We start from the raw sequence: 19614 nt of genomic DNA, 5'->3' as shown, positions 1-19614 counted from the left end.
ACCTCTCAACAAATGGCATCAGAACGAATACAGAACGGCCAACGTGGCGCCAGTATCATTACGTCGTTCCACAACCTGACTATCCGCCACCTTGTCGGTGAGCCAGGTTGACGTCACCGCCACGTTAGTTGACCACGCGGGGCTAAATTGATGCGTCCAGTTCGCCCCCAGCGCATAGCCATAGACGCCTTTGTCAGCACGATAGGCGGCCAAGCCAGAACGGCGGCTCTGCTGCGGCGTCACGCCGTAATAGGTTTGGTTAAAGCGTGCATCCCCTATCAGCATGTCCGCCGACAGCGCCAGCACGTCATCCTTTTCTGCCGATTGCCACACGGTGCTCTTTGCCCCGACGCGATACTGATTACCGCGCGCACGCTCACTCAGTGCAAATTCGCCACTCGCCTCCAGCGCTAGCCAGGGCGCAAACTGATACCCCGCCGTGACGGTGGTTGTTACCGATCCTTTAACCTTACCCATCCCTTTCAATCGATTTGAACCTGCGCGCCACTGGCTGTTTTTGTCATCCCTTCCCATGTCGTAACCGATGGCGTGATCGAGATAAAAACCGGAAGGAGACTGGTATTGCCAGCCGATGCCGCGTGTGGAATCGAAATAGAGTGGGCCGCGCTGAACGGTCAGCACAGGCAGCGCGGTGGTTTGACGATTTTTGCTCCCCATATAGCGCGGTGCATTCAGGACGGCGACACCCACGGTCACATCCGTGTGGTCACCCAAGAGCGAGGGCAATGATACTTCTGGCTCCGCGGCGAATGCCGCGCCAGATAGCGCGATAGCAGACAAGCTGGTGGATAAAATAATTTTTGTTATGTTCATACATCCCCTCTTTTACGCGGTAATCTTGCACCGTGACGTTTCCCGACAGGCGCAGCGTGATTGGTGTTGGCTTTTCAGCACCGTGGCGAATTATGCTGATGCATAGTCAAGAAACGCTGTGTGGTTTTTTAAGATTTCATCAAGAGGTTCGCGATGGCGGAAAAACGGGTATTGATTATTGAAGACGACATGGATGCAGCCAGCGTGCTCGAGGCTTATCTGCGGCGTGATGGCTATCAGGTGTCTATCGCGTCTGATGGACAACGAGGCCTGCACATGGCGCTGACCAGTAAACCCGATTTGATTCTGCTGGATGTGATGCTGCCGAAGATGAACGGTTCCGAGGTGCTGTCCGCCCTGCGACAACGCAGCAATATTCCGGTGATTATGGTCACCGCCATCGGTGACGACCCGGAAAGAATTGGCGCGCTGCGTTACGGCGCGGATGATTATGTCGTCAAGCCTTATAACCCGCAGGAGGTGATGGCGCGGGTGCAGGCCGTGTTGCGACGAACCGGTTACGCCATCCGGGAAGATGCCATCCTGACATTCGAAAATCTCTCGGTTGATCCGACCTCCGTGACGGCCAGCATTGCGGTATCGCCATCAGACTCCGTCTTTCTCGACCTGACGCCAACCGAGTTCAATATTCTGGTGACGCTGCTCAAAACGCCGAACCGCGCCTTCACTCGGGGAGAATTACTCGAAGCCTGTCTGCCAGAAAGCGATGCGCTGGAACGCGTGGTGGATACCCACGTCCACAACCTGAGAAAAAAACTCAATCAGTACAACATCGTCAATGTGCTCGTCACCGTCCGCTCCGTCGGCTATCGATTCCGGTGAGTATGATGAAAAAGTCGCTCTTTCTGTCAGAAAACATGTCGCTGTGGCGCTGGCTGTGCTTTCGCATCATTTCTCTGCTGCTCGCCGCCGTGATCACCATCGCGGGTCTAATGTGGCTGCGCTTTGCCATCTACAGCATCTATATTGAACAACACATGCCGGACGCAGTACGCACGGAATTTCAGCAATTCACTGCACAAAAAGATTACGGTAACCCTCGCTACCAAGAGATTATCAATCAGTTCTATGGCCCAGAAGTCTTCGCCCCTAATATTGCCAGCAGCGACTGGCTGGTGCTCGCGATTATGGTGCTTATCGCTTTACCCACCATGGTGGTTGTGGTGCTATGGCGAGCGCGCCCGCTATCACAGCAATTTTCCAATATCGCCAACGCCGCGCGCGACGTCGCACAGGGAAAATTCGATACCCGCACACAGCGCGTTGAGCAGGCACCGATGGAGTTAATTACGCTGGCGGACGACTTTAACAACATGACCGCACAGTTGGAGCGCTACGAGCGAGAACTGCGCGAATCCAGCGCGGCGTTAGCCCATGAACTGCGTACACCGTTAAATGCGGCGATGGGCCGTGTTCAGGGCATGATGGATGACGTCTTCCCGCAGGATAAAGCACAGTTGGCAATGGTCATTAAACAGCTCGAACAGCTCAATCACGTGATTCAGGATCTACACGTCCTGTCACTGGCCAGAGCCGGACAACTGCCACTGGTGCACACGCCTTTCTACTTCGACGAACTGATCACGGAACGGCTGACGTGGTATCGGCCTCAGTTAGAGCAAGCTGGGTTTCAGATACATGTTGATATCGAACAGAGTGACTTTTGTATTGCCGACCGCGAGAGATTGGGACAGGTGTTCTCTATCCTGATCGAGAATGCCTTAAGCTACGCCAGCGACGGCCGCTATTTGGCGATTGAGGTGCGCGAAATAGCGGTACGAGAAAGCGCACCGTGCTGGCAGATTACCGTTGCCGATCGCGGGCCGGGCATTGAGCCAGAATCATTGCCCCTGCTTTTCGACCGCTTCTGGCGCGCCGAGCATTCACGCGGAAGGCACTCCGGCGGTAGCGGGCTGGGACTCTCCATCGCGTCGGCCATTATCACCGCACATGGCGGCACTATTTATGCGGAAAGTTATGCAAAAAGTGACACAGGACCTTATGCGGAAAATCATACAGAAAACCACGCTGAACGCAGCGATGACAGCGGGCTTATCATCATCATGACTCTGCCATGTCCGGCGTGACAGAACGGCGTACCGTCGGCAATGGCCAATAATTAAAAACCATAGCAAAATTATTGCTATGCCCCGTACCGTGCAAAAAGCAGTCTGTCGGATTAGGAATGATTCAGAGCAACGAAGGTGTCAGCTCCGATCTAATACATCTGGAGCGCACCACTGATGGTTCGGAAAGGCGGGCATGGGCACCGAAGGAACCGCGTTAGCGGCATAATTCCCGCCAAAAGCCTGGGTTCTTAGGGCGCCGGCGATTGGGCGCCCTAAGTCGGGCGTGGCATCAATGCCATAGAGAAACTCCGCGGCTTATCACGCACGAAACCTACTGTTCCTTGTGTTGAAATGCATCTAACTTTCACAAAGATATTTATCAGGGATTAATAACGCTCCAGCCAGTGGGCGTAAGGTGCTGGCAGCGTCCACGAGGCGCGTTCGATGCCCAGCTCGCGGGCGGCCTGATAGCTCCAGTGCGGGTTCGCCAGATGCGCTTTACCCACCATCACCAGATCCAACTGACCCGATGCGACAGCCTGTTCAGCCAGTTCCGGCGTGCCGAAGCCCCAGGCGGAAGAGACAGGAAGATCGGCCCGCTCGCGTACCTGTTTAGCAATCGGCCCCATAAAGGCAGGAGCCCACGGAACATTCGCTTCCGGCGTAGAAAAACCAATGCTGACGCTCAGCATATCCAGCCCTGCGGCTTTAAAGCGACGCGTCAGCTCAATGGATTCCTGCAAGGTTTCTTCATCACGACCGTCAAATTCAATCACGCCGAAACGGGCGGTCAGCGGCAGGTGTTGTGGCCACACATCACGAACGGCAGCCAGCGTTTCCAGCAGAAAACGGCTGCGGTTGTCAAAACTGCCGCCGTACTGATCGTTACGCTTGTTGGAATGAGCGGAGAAGAAGCTCTGTGCCAGATAGCCGTGAGCAAAGTGCAGCTCCAGCCATTCAAAACCGGCTTCTAGTGCACGGCGAGCCGCAGCGACAAAATCATCACGAACGCGGGCGATATCTTCCAGCGTCATTTCCTGCGGTTGTTTGGACAGGTTCGCGCCGAAAGCTTCTGCGGAAGGGGCAATGGTCTGCCAACCGCGTGAGTCGCCAGCAGGAATATGATCGTCGCCTTCCCAAGGAATATTCGCGCTGGCTTTGCGTCCAGCATGCGCAATCTGAATTCCCGGTACGGAGCCTGCATCCTTAATGGATTTAGCGACCTTGGCAAACGCCTGCGCCTGCTCATCGTTCCAGATACCCGTGCAGTGCGGCGTGATGCGGCCTTCGGGTGCGACAGCCGTCGCTTCCACGATAACCAACCCGGCACCGCCGCGCGCCAGTGAGGCATAATGCACCTGATGCCACTCGTTGATCAGGCCATCATTCGCGGAATAGGTACACATCGGTGGAACAGCAATTCGGTTGCGTAACGTAATATCTTTCAGCTTGAAGGGTTGAAACAGTGCGGACATAACATTTCCTACCTTGTTTGGTTAATTCGATATTTCGATATTATTCGAATAATGGATTTTAGACAACCCTGACGCTATAATTCGCCCATGAGACCTTTTAAGCACCCTACCCCCGATGAGTTTACCCTTGAGCGCGTCCTGTACGCCTTAAGCGATCCCCTGCGCTTGGAAATCGTCCGCCGTCTGGCTATGCAGGGCGAGGCAACATGCAGCGAACTTGACGGCGGTCGCCCAAAATCCAGCGTGTCGCACCATTTTCGCGTCTTGCGTGACTCGGGCCTGCTGCATACCACCAACATCGGCACCACGCACATCAACCGACTGCGCCACAGCGACATGCAACAGCGCTTTCCCGGCCTGCTCGACGCCATTTTGTCTCAACCTGCCGAGTAAAGTTACGAAGGGCGTAGAGATAGCACGACTAAATCCACATAGTGAACCGCTATCAAAACCGTTTCACTCATTCCACGATCGTTTCTGCATTTCTCCGCCGTTCCCTTTATACTGTGCGTTTTGTACCAAGACGAACGGCGAGAACCCCTCAGTAATGATGAACAACGATGTCCTGCGCAGCGTGCGCTATATGCTGAATTTCAATAATGACCACCTGCTGAAGATCCTGGCGCTGGTGGAGATGATCGTCCCCCCACAGCAGTTGGCGAGCTACGTCAAAAAAGAGGGGGAGGAAGGCTATCAGCCTTGCCCGGACATCGTGATGAGTTATTTCCTGAATGGGTTGATTCTGCAAAAACGCGGTCAAGATGAAAACCAGCCTGCGCCGCAGTTTGAGCGCAAGATGACCAACAATATTATTTTGAAAAAGCTGCGTGTCGCGTTTTCACTAAAAACGGATGATATTCAGGCGATCCTGCAGGCACAAAATTTTCGCATTTCAGTACCGGAAGTCACCGCGATGATGCGCGCGCCCGATCATAAAAACTATCGCACCTGCGGCGATCAGGTGATCCGCTACTTCCTGAAAGGGCTGACGGCACGAGTACGCAAAGGCTAAAAGCGCCGTTAACAAAATACGTGAGCGTTGCCTGACTGACCTTCCTCGTAAGGGCATCAGCAACGCTCAGTTTTTAGTGCGGTATCAATGCTGTGTGTCATGCAGGATAGCCGTGACCAACTGCTCCAGTTCTTCGTTTTCAATTCGGGTAATTTGCCGCACTTTTTCCTTATCCATACCCGTTAACAGCAACTCTCGGGCAATCTGTCTGGCACTGTTTTTCATCCCTTGTTCAATGCCCTGCTCCAATCCTTGCTGAATACCGCGTTGGATGCCTTCCTCGAATCCCATTTTTTTCAATTGTTCGGCGATCGTCATAATGTCCTCCTGACCGGTTGATAGCGGTGCAGCCAGTGCGTCAATGAAATCTGCGGGCTTGGATGTGTTTCCCGCTTGTGCAATATAAAATAACAGCGCCCGACGCTGCGTCAGCGGCACCGACCAGCGTTCAAATAGTAACCCAATCTCCCGCGCCAACTCCAGCATATCACGGGTACGAATATGCTTCTGTACCAGTTCCAGTAACGCCATCCGTCGGTGCGTGCGGATTTCATCGTCTGGCATGACAGTTAAATCCACCAACGGGAAAGGCTGTTCATACAGCGCTTTTGCCAGTACAGGATCGGCAAAACTGTCCAGCCAGCGGAGGCTGTAAGGATAAGGACGCGCTCTGCCATGGTAAAACAGCAGCGGCACCACCAGCGGTAAGCGATCGTGTCCCTGATCCAGATGCTGCTGCATGGCAGCCAGACAATAGCGCAGCAGCCGGAAAGCCATCTGCTTTTCCGGGCGGCTTTGGTGTTCAATCACACAGTAAATATACCCTTTGCCTGCGGTGGTACGTAGCGAGTACAGCACGTCCGATATCCGCGCGCGCAGCTTTTCATCAATAAACGACGCGGATTCCAATTGCAGCGTGCTGAAATCACACCGTGCACGGATTTCATCCGGCAGATGAATAGTCAGAAAATCCCGTGCGACCGCGATATCGCTGAGAAACTGTTTAAAGATCGCATCATGCGATGGCATCTCGTCCCCTTCCCTGTAGACCATGACTAAAAATTCAGTAGGGAGGGTAACGGGGATGCGATAACAAAACAGAAGACAGCGGAGAAAGTGGAAAGCGCCTCGAAGAAAAACCGATTTATTTCGAAGCGCTGGCTGTAGGCAAGGAGCCGTTGCCGTCAGGCGGCTTCATGTTTTTCCATCATCAAAGGTGCAGGGGCTGCATCAACATGCAGCGCAGGATGACGGCAGAAGCGAACGACGTCACCGACCACCAGCAGGCTCGGCGACTGTGGCTGATAGCGTGCCAACAGTGCCGGTAAAGTTGCCAGCGTCGCGGTCAATAGCCGCTGATCCGGCTGGGTGCCGCGTTCAATAATCGCGACGGGCGTCTGCGCGGACAGACCATGTTCGATCAGGCGCTGGCACAGTCGACTGCTGTGGCTCAGCCCCATATAGAACACCAGCGTTTGCTGGCTGTCCGCCAGCGTCGGCCAGTCCAATTGCGGTTCACCATCGCGCGAATGGCCGGTCACGAAGCGTACCGACTGCGCACAGGCCCGGTGCGTCAGCGGTAGCCCCACCGCCGCCGCACAGCCTGTCGCGGCAGTAATACCAGGCACCACATGACAGACAATCCCAGCCTGCTGGGCATAATCCATCTCCTCGCCGCCGCGCCCAAAAATAAAGGGATCGCCGCCCTTGAGACGAATCACCCGCTGCCCAGCCTGCGCCAGTTCAACCAACAGCTGATTGATTTTCTCCTGCGACAAACGGTGGCAGCCGCGCGTTTTGCCGACATCGATACACAGCGCCTGCTCCGGCACCAAATCCATAATCTCCGCCGACACCAGCCGATCGTAGACCACCACATCCGCCTGCTGGATTGCCCGCAGCGCCTTCAGCGTCAGCAGTTCTGCATCGCCCGGCCCCGCGCCTACCAGCCAGATTTCACCGCCGAGTACAGGCTGACGCCGCTGGCCCTTCGCCAATATTGATTGTGTTGTCATCATGTCACACCTCATTACGCCGTGGCGCTCAACCTGCTTTTTTCAATTCATTGACCGTTATCGGCACATGCTGACTCAATAACGCCTTCAGTTCGGGGATACAGGAACCGCAGTTGGTGCCGCATTTCAGCGTGCCACCTAACGCTGCCACGCTGTGACACCCCTTACGAATCGCACCGACGATGATCGCTTCGCCAACGCTATAGCAACTGCAAATCGTGGCTCCCTGTGTCACTTGCCCCTGCGGTGCCTGACCCGCCAGTAACGCGTGGCGTTCGTGCGGGAGCTGCGGTGGAGTAGCAAACGCCTGACGCACTGCATCGCTGTCGATACGCAGCGCCTGTGCACTCACATAGCAGGCCAACACCACACGGCCATCGCGCCAGCCAATCAGGTGAAAGATGCCGTTGCCCTGCGCAACCTGACACTGCATATTTTCCAACCCATAATGTTCAGTCAGCCATGCCTGCCAGTCGTCTACCGGCACACGGTCGGCAAACAGATACTGCGTCACGCCTTCATGCGGAATCTTGCTCCAATACGTTGCAGGCGGCGGCAGAACGTCATGCTCGGCAGATAAGGTTAATGGCGCTGGAACGGGTTCATCGGCAAAAAACAGCGTTGCCTGCCAGGCGGTATGCCAAGGTTGGATACGCACCCGGCTGTGTTTGCTTTCCGGCTGCCCGGAATACGGATCGGTAATCGGCGCAACTAAACTGTCAGCCCGCGCCTGAGCGCTGAACTGCTGATTCCAATGCATCGGTACAAACACGCTGCCGCGCGCCTGTCCGGCATCGAGTCGTGCCCGCACCAGCATCCAGCCGTGCACCGACGACAGACGCACCAAATCGCCCGCCTGAATGTCATGCGTCTGCGCATCCTGTGGATGCAGTTCGCAGTAGGGTTCGCTGATATGACGCATCAGCCGAGCCGCTTTGCCCGTCCGTGTCATGGTGTGCCACTGATCGCGAATACGTCCGGTGTTCAGTATCAGCGGATACGCCGCGCGCCACGGGCTTTGCGGCAGTGACGGCGTTACGCTCACCAGACGCGCTTTACCATCGGCATGCCAGAATCGGCCATCGTCACCCAGTCGGGCGCGTCCGTTCGGGAATGCCGCATTCACTGGCCACTGTATCGGTTCCAACTGCTGCCACTGCTGATTGCTGAGCGTCGCCAGCCCGCTGATATCAAACGCGCGGCTGCCATTATTCTCAAACCCAGACAGCGCCGCATGTTCACGAAAAATCTCCGCCGGATGCTGATAAGCAAATGCCTCGGCAAATCCCATACGCTGCGCCACCTGACTCAGCATCCACCAGTCAGCTTTGGCTTCCCCCGGAGCAGGTAGAAAGGCTCGCTGACGAGACACCCGGCGTTCGGAATTGGTTACTGTGCCGTCTTTTTCTCCCCAGCCCAACGCAGGCAGTAAGATATCAGCGGTTTCTGCGGTATCGGTGTGGCGCATCACTTCGGAGACAATCACCAGCGGGCAGCGTTCCAGCGCCTGTTTCACCCGGTCAGCATCCGGCATCGACACCACCGGATTAGTGCCCATGATCCACACCGCTTTAATATCGCCGCGTTCAACCGCGCGAAACAGTTCCACCGCATTCAGACCGGGCTGCGTCGCCACATTATCGCTCTGCCAGAAGCGCCCTACGCGCTCGATGTCCTGTGGCGTAAACCCCATGTGGCTGGCAAGCTGATTAGCTAACCCGCCCACTTCCCGCCCCCCCATCGCATTTGGCTGTCCGGTTATCGAAAAGGGGCCACTACCGGGTAAACCGATTTTGCCGCTCAGCAAATGGGCATTGATGATGGCGTTGCATTTATCACTGCCCGAGGACGATTGATTTACGCCCTGCGAATAGAGCGTGACCACTTTATCGCGGGTAGCGAACAGGTGATAGAAACACTCGATATCGGCTTCATCTAACCGACAGCAGTCCGCGACCTGCGCCACCGACCACGTCTGCGCCGACTGTAATGCCTCTTCCACGCCGGAAAAGCGCTCGGCCAATTCGGCGCGATCGATACGCGAATCCTGCGCAATCCAATGCAGTAGGCCGTTGAACAGCCCGGCATCGCTGCCGGGTTGCAGTGGTAGATGCAAATCGGCAACGTCGCAGGTTGCGGTACGTCGAGGATCGATCACCACCACCTGCATCTGTGGCCGCTGCTGTTTCGCCTGCACCAGTCGCTGGTACACCACCGGATGCGCCCAAGCCGTGTTAGAACCGACCAGCACCACCACATCCGCCAGCTCGATATCTTCATAATTACAGGGAACGGCGTCCGCCCCCAGCCCACGCTTGTAACCAATCACCGCAGACGCCATACACAGCCGCGAGTTGGTATCCATATTGGCGACGCCAATGAAGCCTTTCATCAGCTTGTTAGCGACGTAGTAATCTTCCGTCAGCAGTTGGCCTGAACCATAAAACGCCACCGACTGCGGGCCGTGTTTCTGCATGGTCGCCAGCAGCCGTTCGGCCACCGTATCGAGCGCCTGCTCCCAGCTAACGCGACGCCCTTCCACGAGCGGCCACAAGAGCCGGCCTTTCAAATCCAGCGTTTCTCCCAGCGCAGAGCCTTTGACGCACAGTCGACCCAAATTCGCCGGATGTGCGGGATCCCCGCTGATCTTTACCGCCCCTTGCTCATCGTGTTCTGCCAGCACGCCACAGCCGACGCCACAATACGGGCAGGTTGTCCGACAGACGCGCGCGTTCATGATGCTTTCGCCATGGCGGTGTCTGCCAGAACGACGCCTTCAGGCACGGCCAGCGGTTGACGGCATACCCAGATTTCGTCATCTTCCACGCGCACCGGCCAGGCACGCACGTACAGCGCGCTGTCATCCGGGCTGACGCCGTCTCGCAGTTTGAAGCGTTTTTTGTACAGCGGTGAAATCACAACCGGTTCCCCCGCCACGTCACCCAGTAGCCCACGCGACAGCACATTCGCCCCGCTGCCCGGTTCGTGGTTTTCTAACGCGTACACCTGCTGCTCGCTACCCGGCAGGTGGAACAGCGCGATCTGCTGCTGTCCGAGGCGCGCCGCCATGCCAGCATGACGCGGAATATCACCCAGCGTCGCGACCTGAACCCACTCAGCTTCATGCGCGGCGGGTTTCAGCACAGCGGGTTCTGGCGATACCGCTTTCTCATGATCCTGTGCCGGACGGATCTGCCCACGCTCAGGCACCATCACCACCGCTTCATCCGGGCTATCGCTGTTCAGGAAGCCGCGGAACAGCGCCAGACGTTCCGGGCTTTCCAGCGTGGTTTGCCATTCGCACTGGTAGGCATCCACCACGCGCTGCATCTCTTTATCTAACTCTTCACCGATATTCAGGCTGTCTTCCAAAATCACCTGACGCAGATAGTCGATACCGCCCTCCAGATTGTCCATCCAGGTGCTGGTGCGCTGAAGGCGATCGCCAGTGCGGATATAGAACATCAAGACCCGATCGATGATGCGCAGCAGGGTTTCCGTATCCAGATCGCTGGCGAAGAGATCGGCATGGCGCGGTTTCATGCCGCCGTTGCCGCACACATACAGATTCCAGCCTTTATCCGTGGCAATCACACCGATATCTTTGCTTTGCGCCTCCGCACATTCACGGGTACAGCCAGACACCGCCATTTTGACTTTATGCGGCGAACGCAACCCCTTGTAACGGTGCTCCAGTTGGATCGCCAGCCCAGTGGAATCCTGCACGCCATAGCGACACCAGGTCGATCCCACACAAGATTTCACAGTACGCAGCGATTTGCCGTAGGCATGGCCGGTTTCAAATCCGGCATCGATCAGCTCGCGCCAGATCTCTGGAAGCTGCTCCAGGCGCGCACCGAATAAATCCACGCGCTGACCGCCGGTGATCTTGGTGTACAGGTTATAGCGCTGTGCCACCTGACCGATCGCGATCAGCCCTTCCGGCGAGATCTCCCCTGCCGGCACGCGCGGCACGACGGAATACGTACCGTCTTTTTGGATGTTGGCAAAGAAACGATCGTTGGTATCCTGCAACGGCAGGTGCTGCGGTTGCAGCAGATAATCATTCCAGCAGGACGCCAGCATCGACCCCACCAGCGGCTTACACACTTCGCAGCCTAAACCGTGGCCGTAACGCTCAAGGAGGCTGTCGAACGAGCGGATCTCATGCACACGAATCAGGTGGTACAGCTCCTGACGCGAATAGGCGAAGTGCTCACAAATGTCCTTCTTCACTTCGACACCCAGTTGTGTCAGTTCATACTCCATCACCTGTTTCAGCAGCGGCACACAGCCGCCGCAGCCCGTTCCCGCTTTGGTGCAGGTTTTCAACGCGCCCAGTTCGCCGCAGCCGCCCGCCACCGCCGCCGAGATATCGCTTTTGCTGACGTTATGACAGGAGCAAATCTGTGCGCTAGCTGGTAATGCCGCCACGCCCAATCCTTTCGGCGCATCGCCAGAACGCGCAGGCAAAATCAACCCTTCCGGCTGTTTAGGCAACGGCATATCGTTAAGCATCATTTGCAGCAACGTGCTGTAATCGCTGCTGTCGCCAATCAGTACCGCCCCCAGTAAACGCTTGCCGTCGGCAGAGACGACAATTTTCTTGTAAACCTCATTCGGACCGTCCGTCCACTGGTAGCTTTGGCTCCCCGCCGTGCGCCCATGTGCATCGCCAATCGAGGCGACTTCAACGCCCAGTAGCTTCAGCTTGGTGCTCATGTCCGCACCGGTAAATGACGTATCGCGCTGCGCCAGCGTATCCGCTACGCTGCGTGCCATCTGGTAGCCCGGTGCCACCAGCCCAAAAATTTGGCCTTTCCACAGCGCACACTCGCCAATAGCAAAAATTGCGTCATCGGAGGTCTGGCAGCGGTCGTCAATCACGATGCCACCGCGCGGCCCTTTCTCTAAATCGCAGCTGTCTGCCAGCTTGTCACGTGGGCGAATCCCGGCAGAAAACAGCACCAGATCGGTTTCCAATACGCTGCCGTCAGCAAAGCAGAGGCGATGCAACGCCTGCTCACCGTCGGTGATCTCGCGTGTTTCTTTACTGAGATGAATCTGTACGCCCAGCGCTTCAATTTTGCGCCGCAGCATCGCAGCTCCGCCGTCATCAAGCTGCACCGCCATCAGGCGCGGCGCAAACTCCACCACATGGGTGTCCAGCCCCAACTGACGCAGGGCGTTTGCCGCTTCCAGCCCCAGCAGGCCACCGCCAATCACCACGCCAGACTTGCCCTTTTTCGCCTGTGCGGCAATCGCGTCCAGATCGTCCAACGTGCGATAAACCAGACAGCCGGGGCGCGTATTGCCGGGAATCGGCGGAACAAAGGCATAAGAGCCGGTCGCCAGCACCAGCTTGTCGTAGGCGGTTTCCCTCCCCTGCGCGTCGCACACGCATTGACGTTCACGGTCGATCGCCACGATCTCACTGGCGCTGCGCAGCTCAATGCCGCTCTCGGCAAAAAAGCCGTCTTTTACCAGTGACAAAGAGGCGGCGCTGCGGCCGGAAAAATACTCGGAGAGGTGAACGCGGTCATAGGCTTCATGGCGTTCTTCACCAAATACGACAATGTGGTAATGCTGATGCAGGTCGCGTTCAACCAGCTGTTCAAGAAAATAGTGGCCGACCATACCGTGGCCGACGACCACCAAAATAGGTTTGCTCATGACAGGAATCCTTACAGCTTCAGGCTGTGGGTCAGAATCAGGGGAAGAAAGGCCGAAAAGCAGCGAGGCAGGCGGAGTCATCTCGCCCGCTGTCGTGCTCTCCATCGCGGCCAGCAGGCGCTGGCTGTCGTCAGTGTCGCCATACAGCAGAACACCGCTCAGCCGCCCGTCGCGCAGTAGCAAACGGCGGTAGTGCTGCGTCTGCGGATCAAAAAGGGTGTACACCTCATCATCCGGTGCCACGTTAATATCGCCGCCGCTGACCACGCCAATTCCCGTGACTTTCAGCCGCGTTGCCGCCTGTTCACGCTGATAGTCTTTCGGTGTGTGTCCGGCCAGGCGCTGTGCCACCAGCGTGGCATGGGCGAAACACGGGGCAACCAGCCCGAAGGTTTCGCCATTGAGTTCACAACATTCGCCGATTGCGCTGATATACGGATCAGCAGTTTGCAACTGTCCGTCCACCAGTACGCCGCGGTTACAGGGTAAGCCGCAGTCGCGCGCCAGTTGACTCGCGGGAATCACCCCCGCGGTCACCACCACCAACCCGGCCGGAATAGTACGGCCATCTGCCAACGCAACAGCCGTGACGCCTTTTTCATCGCCGTGCAGCGCGACGACCTGCACATCGGTCTCACAGGCAATACCGCGAGCACGCAGGCTGTCACACAGCAGGTCGCTCGCCGTGGCATCCAGTTGGCGCTCCATCAGAACCGGACCGCGATGCAGCAGCGTGACGTCAGCCCCGCGCAGTTGCAGCGCCGCTGCCGCTTCAATGCCGAGCAAACCGCCGCCAATCACCACCGCAGGAACGGACCGACGAATCGTCGCCAACATCAGCTCGACATCATCCAGCGTGCGGAAGCCGCACACGCCTGCCAGATCGATACCGGGCATCGGCGGCATAAACGGCGTGGAACCGGTCGCCAACACCAGATGATCGTAATGCAGCTGCCGTTGCGTCGTTGTCACCTCACGCTGCTGGCGATCAATATGCGTAACCCGCTCACCCAGGAGATAATTCACCGGCAGCGCCGCATCGTCGTCGATAGCCGCAGGCGTCAGCAGCGTATCCGTAAACGCTTTCTCGCCACTCAATACTGGCGACAGCAGGATGCGGTTATAGCTGGCGCGCGGTTCATCACCAATCACGGTAATGCGGTAGCGCGTTGCGGCCAGTTGGCGTAGCACATCGACGAATCGCGCACTCGCCATCCCGTTACCAATCACAATCAGATGCGGTTTCATCATCGTTCCGGCCTCGCTGTCAGGCTGCTTTAGGCTGTTTTTCATATAAGAAATGCAGCACCTGCTGACGGTAGTGGTGGTAGCGTGGATCGTCAGCCAGCGTGACGCGCGAACGTGGACGTTCCAGCTCGACTTTCATGATTTCACCGACCGTCGCCGCGGGACCGTTGGTCATCATCAGCACGCGATCCGACAGCAGCACCGCTTCGTCAACGTCGTGCGTAATCAGCACAATCGTGGTTTGCAACCGCTGCTGAATCTCCATCACCGCATCCTGAAGATGTGCGCGGGTCAGCGCATCCAGCGCGCCGAACGGTTCATCCATCAGCAGGACTTTCGGCTTCATGGCCAGCGCGCGGGCAATCCCTACACGCTGCTTCATCCCGCCGGAGATCTCATTCGGCCGCTTGTTCAGCGCGTGCTCCATATGCACCAGTTCAAGATTGTGGGTAATCCATTCGTGCATTTCGCGTTTGCTCATCTGACCGCGAAACACCTGTCGTACCGCCAGCGCGACGTTTTCGTAAGTGGTCAGCCACGGCAGCAGCGAGTGGTTCTGAAAGACCACGCCGCGCTCCGGCCCCGGGCCGTCGATTTCACGGTTGTCACACAGCAGGCCGCCGCTGCTCGGCAGTGTCAGGCCGGCAATCAGGTTCAATAACGTGGACTTGCCGCAGCCGGAATGGCCGATCAGGCTGATCGTCTCACCCGTGTGAATATCAAAACTCACCTGATCCAGCGCCAGAAACTCCCCGCTGGCGGTATTGAAACGCTGGCTCACCTGCTGCACTTGAATAATCGGTGTTGTACGCATCGTCGGCTCCTTAGCGGTTGTCATAGCTGAAACGGTTAGCAATCCACACCAGTCCCTGCTCAAGCAGCAGGCCGATAACGCCAATCACCACGATGGCGATGATGATGTTTTCCACATTCAGGTTGTTCCACTCATTCCAAATCCAGAAGCCGATACCGACGCCGCCGGTCAGCATCTCCGCCGCCACAATCACCAGCCAGGCGACACCAATCGACAGGCGCACGCCGGTCAATACGTTAGGCAGCACCGCAGGCAGCAGAATCTTGCGCATGATGGTGAATTCGGAGAGCTTCAGGACGCGCGCCACGTTCAGGTAATCCTGCGGGATACGGCGCACGCCTTCGGCGGTATTGAGGATCATCGGCCAGATAGAACAGATAAAAATGGTCCAACTGGATGCCGGTTCGGCACGCTGGAACAGCAGCAGGCCGATAGGCAACCACGCTAGCGGACTGACCGGACGCAGCAGCGAAATGATCGGATTAAGCATGTTGGCCAGAAAGGTAAAACGACCAATCAGGAAGCCAGCGGGAATGCCGACCAGTGCCGCCAGCCCGAAGCCGATACCCACACGTTGCAGCGAAGCCAATACGTTCCAGCCAATGCCCTGATCGTTCGGCCCCGCGATGTAAAACGGGTCGGCAAAGAGGCTGAGCGCCGCAAGCCAGGTCGTCCACGGCGTCGGGAAGTTTTCGCTGTTGAGCGCGGCAATCTGCCAGACCGCAACCAGCAGCCCCAGTCCGAGAACCGCAGGGAAAAGTTGCTGAAACAGCTTACGCAGCAGCAAGCGGTAGGCAAAAGCAGGAGCTGCCGGCGCTTTTGCGGGCGTTACGGGTTTAGTTGGCAGCGGCGTAATGTCGGCGCTGCGTACGGTTTCCGGGGCGTTATCCGCGGTAATTGGAATGACCTGGGCCTGGTTTTTCATCATCAACCTCACTTATTTCTTCACGCTAAAACTGTTGGCATAACCCGCTGGATCGCTACCATCCCAGCGACGGCCATCGATGAGCACGCTGCTGCGCATGTCGCTACCGGGCAACGGCACGTTCCCCACGGCCTCGGCCGCCTGCTTGTAGATATCAATGCGGTTAACCTGCTTCGCGACGGCCAGATAGTCCGGCTCTTCGGTGAGCAAGCCCCAGCGTTTGTGCTGAGTGAGGAACCACATGCCGTCGGACAGGTACGGGTAGTTCACTGAACCGTCGTGGTAGAAACGCATCGCGTGTTCGTCTTTCCAGCTTTTCCCCAGTCCGTTTTCGTACTGGCCCAGCATGCGTCCGACGATGGTTTCTTCTTTGGCATTGATGTACGCGCGTCCGGCAACGACGCCTGCCGTTTCGCGGCGGTTGTCGTCCGAGGCATCAATCCAGCGCGAGGCATCGAGAATCGCGGCGGTCAGCGCGCGGGCGCTATGCGGGTTGGCGTTTACCCAGTCAGCGCGGGTACCCAGCACTTTTTCCGGGTGATCCGGCCAAATGTCTTGCGAGGTGGCGGCGGTAAAACCGATTTTTTCGCTGATGGCACGCTGGTTCCACGGCTCGCCGACGCAGTAGCCGACCATATTGCCAATCTTCATGTTCATCACCATCTGCGGCGGCGGCACCACGACGGTGCGCACGTCGTTCAACGGATGAATTCCGGCGGAAGCCAGCCAGTAATAGAGCCACATGGCGTGCGTACCGGTTGGGAAGGTTTGTGCGAAGGTATAAGTGCCAGCCGGACTGGCGGCGATATATTTTTGCAGCGCGGCGAGATCCGTGACGTTGGCTTCACGCAGTTGGTTTGCCAGCGTGATCCCTTGTCCGTTCTGGTTGAGCGTCATCAGCGCTGCCATGTTGCTCTGCGCCCCGGACAGCCCCATTTGCAGACCGTACAGTTGGCCGTACAGAATGTGGGCCGCATCCAGCTCGCCTGACACCAGCTTGTCGCGTACCGCAGCCCAACTGGCTTCTTTGCTGGGAACGATTGTGATGCCATATTTCTTATCGAAACCTTTCACTGCCGCCATCACGACCGAGGCGCAGTCCGTCAACGGAATAAACCCGACCCGAATTTCCTTTTTCTCCGGCGCGTCGGAACCCGCGGCCCAGGCGCTATTCATCAACCCCGGCAGCATCAGGCTGCCGCCCAGTGCAGCACTCCCCAGCAGAAACTGGCGGCGAGAGACGGTCATGCTTTTGGTTTTGGAATCACTCATCAACGACACCCTTGCGCAAAACACCTTTTCAGGCGGTAAAAACAAAAACGGCGTCCACAAGCCCATGCAGAATCTGCACGCTTATGGACGCCGTTGTCCGATTAACACCTTCCGCACCGCCGTTGGCCCGAAACGCATTATGAATGTTTGGTTGTTGCTAATGAGTTAAAGCAAGGTTTGTGCCAGATGTCACAGTTTTGCGTATTGCCGAGGGGGATGGTTTAACCGAGAGGTGAATTGAAATTTCTGTAACCACATGTAAATTATGATTATTATTTCGTGCGCGAGAATATTGCCATTTCTATGCTACGCCGTAGCACGCGCCCGACACGGGGCGCTCAGTCGCCGCCGCCCCGTGGCCCGTGGCTTTTTCGCGAGAAATAACGTCGCTACGCGATACCTTCAGAAAAAACAGTCTCTTAGCGGACCGTCGTTGACGCGCTCCCGGCGCGGCAACGACTTTCGCGGCTTCCCTGCCGCTCATCCTAAGCCTGTTTTTCCTTCAGCGTTATTTACGCTCATCACAACACAACGACAGCGAGAACCCGCTACGCACGAAACCACTTCACCCCCTCAGTTACTCCGCTATTTATTCCACGATTTCCTCTTCACAAGACGGCGTCTTGCACCGCGAGCAAGCAGAACACGCACAGTTCATGTGCATATACCTCTTAAGGGGTATCTCCGAATACATCTGCCACCGCGAGCATCGCCGTTGCGATGTCAATCAGCTTTTTATTCTGACTCATCGCCATGCGGCGCAGGGTTTTGTAGGCCTCTTCTTCGCTTAATCCACGGTGCTGCATCAGCAAACCTTTCGCACGATCGATCTGCTTTCTTTCATTCAACGTGGCTCGCAGCGCAGCCAGTTCATGATCCTGCGCCTGTAAGCGCCGCGATTGTTGCTGCACCAGCGATAACAGCGATCGTCCCAACTGTGGACTGACACCATCGCTATTCAGCCAGCCGGGAGGGACGTTCTGCCCTTCCACATCATGACCAGCGATAAATATCGAATAACCGGGATCGTCACGCTCCTGCTGCACCATCAGCGCGTCGAGATCCGCGCGCTGATCGCTGCACGCCTTCTCCGCTGCCGCAATACGGGTACGGCAGCGCTGCATCAGCGTCTGCTCCAGCTCATCTTCCATCCGCTTCATTTCGTCGATGCGCCGCGTGGCAATCGAAAACCAGTGCAGGCTATCCGCTTCCGACAGCTTTTCTATCGGGCTGCGGGTGCACACAATGCGGCGCAGGCGCTCAAACTCACTGTCTAGTGCAATAGCACGCCAGCGCTGTTGGTTTTCCTCATCGCTAAAATTCAGAAAGGTATCGAAGCAGCGTTCCTGCCGCTCAATCAAATCCAGCAGCTTTTGCCGGGTTTCCTCATCAACACTGCCCGCCGCATAGGCCGCAGCACCCATAGCCCGCTCCTGCCCTGCCAGCTCTTTTCCCTGCATAAAACTGAACATGGCAATCAGCGCGCGGGAAATCCCCGGATCGGCCGCCGTGTCCGAGACTTCAAAAACCAACGCCAGCAGATTACGGACAATATCGTTGAAAAATGTCATCGCCTGCGGCTGAGGCAGCAAGCGCTGGCGAATCTGCTGGCGCAGCGCGGGCAATAGACTTAGCGCATAAACCACGCTGGCAACGCGGCTGAATAAACGGCTCGCCTGCGGCAACTCCGCCGTCATTTTTTCCAACCCGGCCAGATGCGTCATCAAATGCGTCTGCGCCACCTGCACATCTTTCTCACGTAGCGCCAGCTCGTCGGCGAACAATCGGCCGTCGGAGCAAAGAAACAGGTTGGCTGTTCCCCGTTCACGCTGCAATAGATGGACGAGCTGGCTAATTTTGCCCACCAGCTCACCGCTTTGCAGCAGGTAGCGCAGGCTGTTCAGCTCACACTGGCGCGAGGCAAGTAAAAATCGAATTGTCGTTGAAGGCTCCGCCACCATTGCACTCTCTCCTGAAAAAACCACAATCAGGACTATGCAATTAGCGCGCCATTTGCATCAGCTCACAGTTATCAGGAAGCAAGGACATAGCATCCGCACGGTGACTGCCGCTTCCGCACACGTTTCACCTCAATTTTTAAACTCCGTTGCTAAACCAGCCTCATCGCAAAAGGTACTCTCTTCATCGTTACTAAAACGGTTTTATAGCCATCGGCACGATGCTGACATCGGCGTGGAAACAGAAAAAATCGCTGTAAAAGCCGCATCGTAGCGACGACACAACCATAGGAAGGCA

General features: G+C 56.8%; 14 protein-coding genes. 4 read left to right on the top strand and 10 right to left on the bottom strand.

Going from position 1 to position 19614, the window contains the following annotated elements; translation table 11 throughout:
- Window positions 1-18 precede the first annotated feature (18 nt).
- Window positions 19-834: a MipA/OmpV family protein gene (locus DMB82_RS07645; protein WP_102117773.1), complete on the bottom strand. Its 816-nt coding sequence runs from the start codon at window positions 832-834 to the stop codon at window positions 19-21.
- A 153-nt stretch (window positions 835-987) separates the two neighbouring features.
- On the opposite strand from DMB82_RS07645, the gene DMB82_RS07640 reads away from it, so the two are divergent.
- Window positions 988-1677: a response regulator gene (locus DMB82_RS07640; protein ID WP_102117772.1), complete on the top strand. Its 690-nt coding sequence runs from the start codon at window positions 988-990 to the stop codon at window positions 1675-1677.
- Between the two features lie 5 nt (window positions 1678-1682).
- Window positions 1683-2942 (top strand): sensor histidine kinase, encoded by a 1260-nt coding sequence (locus DMB82_RS07635; RefSeq protein WP_116162687.1) that lies wholly within the window; start codon window positions 1683-1685, stop codon window positions 2940-2942.
- Between the two features lie 368 nt (window positions 2943-3310).
- Here the strand turns inward: DMB82_RS07635 and DMB82_RS07630 are convergent, their stop codons facing one another.
- Window positions 3311-4399, bottom strand: coding sequence for an NADH:flavin oxidoreductase/NADH oxidase (locus DMB82_RS07630; RefSeq protein WP_116162609.1), 1089 nt, complete (start codon window positions 4397-4399; stop codon window positions 3311-3313).
- A gap of 87 nt (window positions 4400-4486) precedes the next feature.
- Between DMB82_RS07630 and DMB82_RS07625 the strand changes: the two genes are divergently transcribed.
- Window positions 4487-4792 (top strand): ArsR/SmtB family transcription factor, encoded by a 306-nt coding sequence (locus tag DMB82_RS07625; protein ID WP_116156001.1) that lies wholly within the window; start codon window positions 4487-4489, stop codon window positions 4790-4792.
- 154 nt (window positions 4793-4946) lie between these two features.
- Entirely contained in the window at window positions 4947-5411 is a 465-nt protein-coding gene (locus tag DMB82_RS07620) for a YehS family protein (protein ID WP_116162611.1), read from the top strand.
- Between the two features lie 84 nt (window positions 5412-5495).
- On the opposite strand, the gene DMB82_RS07615 is transcribed toward DMB82_RS07620, so the two are convergent.
- From DMB82_RS07615 to DMB82_RS07580, 8 genes are all read right to left on the bottom strand, one after another.
- Window positions 5496-6440, bottom strand: a complete 945-nt coding sequence (locus tag DMB82_RS07615; RefSeq protein ID WP_039545242.1) for an Rpn family recombination-promoting nuclease/putative transposase — start codon at window positions 6438-6440, stop codon at window positions 5496-5498.
- Window positions 6441-6595: 155 nt separating this feature from the next.
- Window positions 6596-7429, bottom strand: coding sequence for a uroporphyrinogen-III C-methyltransferase (gene cobA, locus DMB82_RS07610; RefSeq protein WP_116162613.1), 834 nt, complete (start codon window positions 7427-7429; stop codon window positions 6596-6598).
- 25 nt (window positions 7430-7454) lie between these two features.
- Window positions 7455-10163, bottom strand: a complete 2709-nt coding sequence (locus DMB82_RS07605; protein ID WP_116162615.1) for a nitrate reductase — start codon at window positions 10161-10163, stop codon at window positions 7455-7457.
- Window positions 10160-14347 (bottom strand): nitrite reductase large subunit NirB, encoded by a 4188-nt coding sequence (nirB, locus tag DMB82_RS07600; RefSeq protein ID WP_116162689.1) that lies wholly within the window; start codon window positions 14345-14347, stop codon window positions 10160-10162. The genes DMB82_RS07605 and nirB overlap by 4 nt, the downstream gene beginning before the upstream one ends.
- Before the next feature lie 19 nt (window positions 14348-14366).
- Entirely contained in the window at window positions 14367-15161 is a 795-nt protein-coding gene (locus DMB82_RS07595; protein WP_039281768.1) for an ABC transporter ATP-binding protein, read from the bottom strand.
- A gap of 10 nt (window positions 15162-15171) precedes the next feature.
- Window positions 15172-16086: a nitrate ABC transporter permease gene (gene ntrB / locus DMB82_RS07590; protein WP_039281771.1), complete on the bottom strand. Its 915-nt coding sequence runs from the start codon at window positions 16084-16086 to the stop codon at window positions 15172-15174.
- Window positions 16087-16098: 12 nt separating this feature from the next.
- The gene (locus tag DMB82_RS07585; protein WP_039515338.1) at window positions 16099-17358 is read right to left on the bottom strand and encodes a CmpA/NrtA family ABC transporter substrate-binding protein; all 1260 of its coding nucleotides are present in this window, start codon (window positions 17356-17358) and stop codon (window positions 16099-16101) included.
- Window positions 17359-18029: 671 nt separating this feature from the next.
- The gene (locus DMB82_RS07580; protein ID WP_110162221.1) at window positions 18030-19319 is read right to left on the bottom strand and encodes a nitrate regulatory protein; all 1290 of its coding nucleotides are present in this window, start codon (window positions 19317-19319) and stop codon (window positions 18030-18032) included.
- Window positions 19320-19614 lie beyond the last annotated feature (295 nt).

Origin of the sequence: Pectobacterium aquaticum (genome assembly GCF_003382565.3) — a bacterium.
In the GTDB taxonomy this organism is placed as follows: domain Bacteria; phylum Pseudomonadota; class Gammaproteobacteria; order Enterobacterales; family Enterobacteriaceae; genus Pectobacterium; species Pectobacterium aquaticum.
The sequence above is the reverse complement of the archived record's forward strand: the minus strand, read 5'-3'. Positions and strand labels throughout refer to the sequence as shown.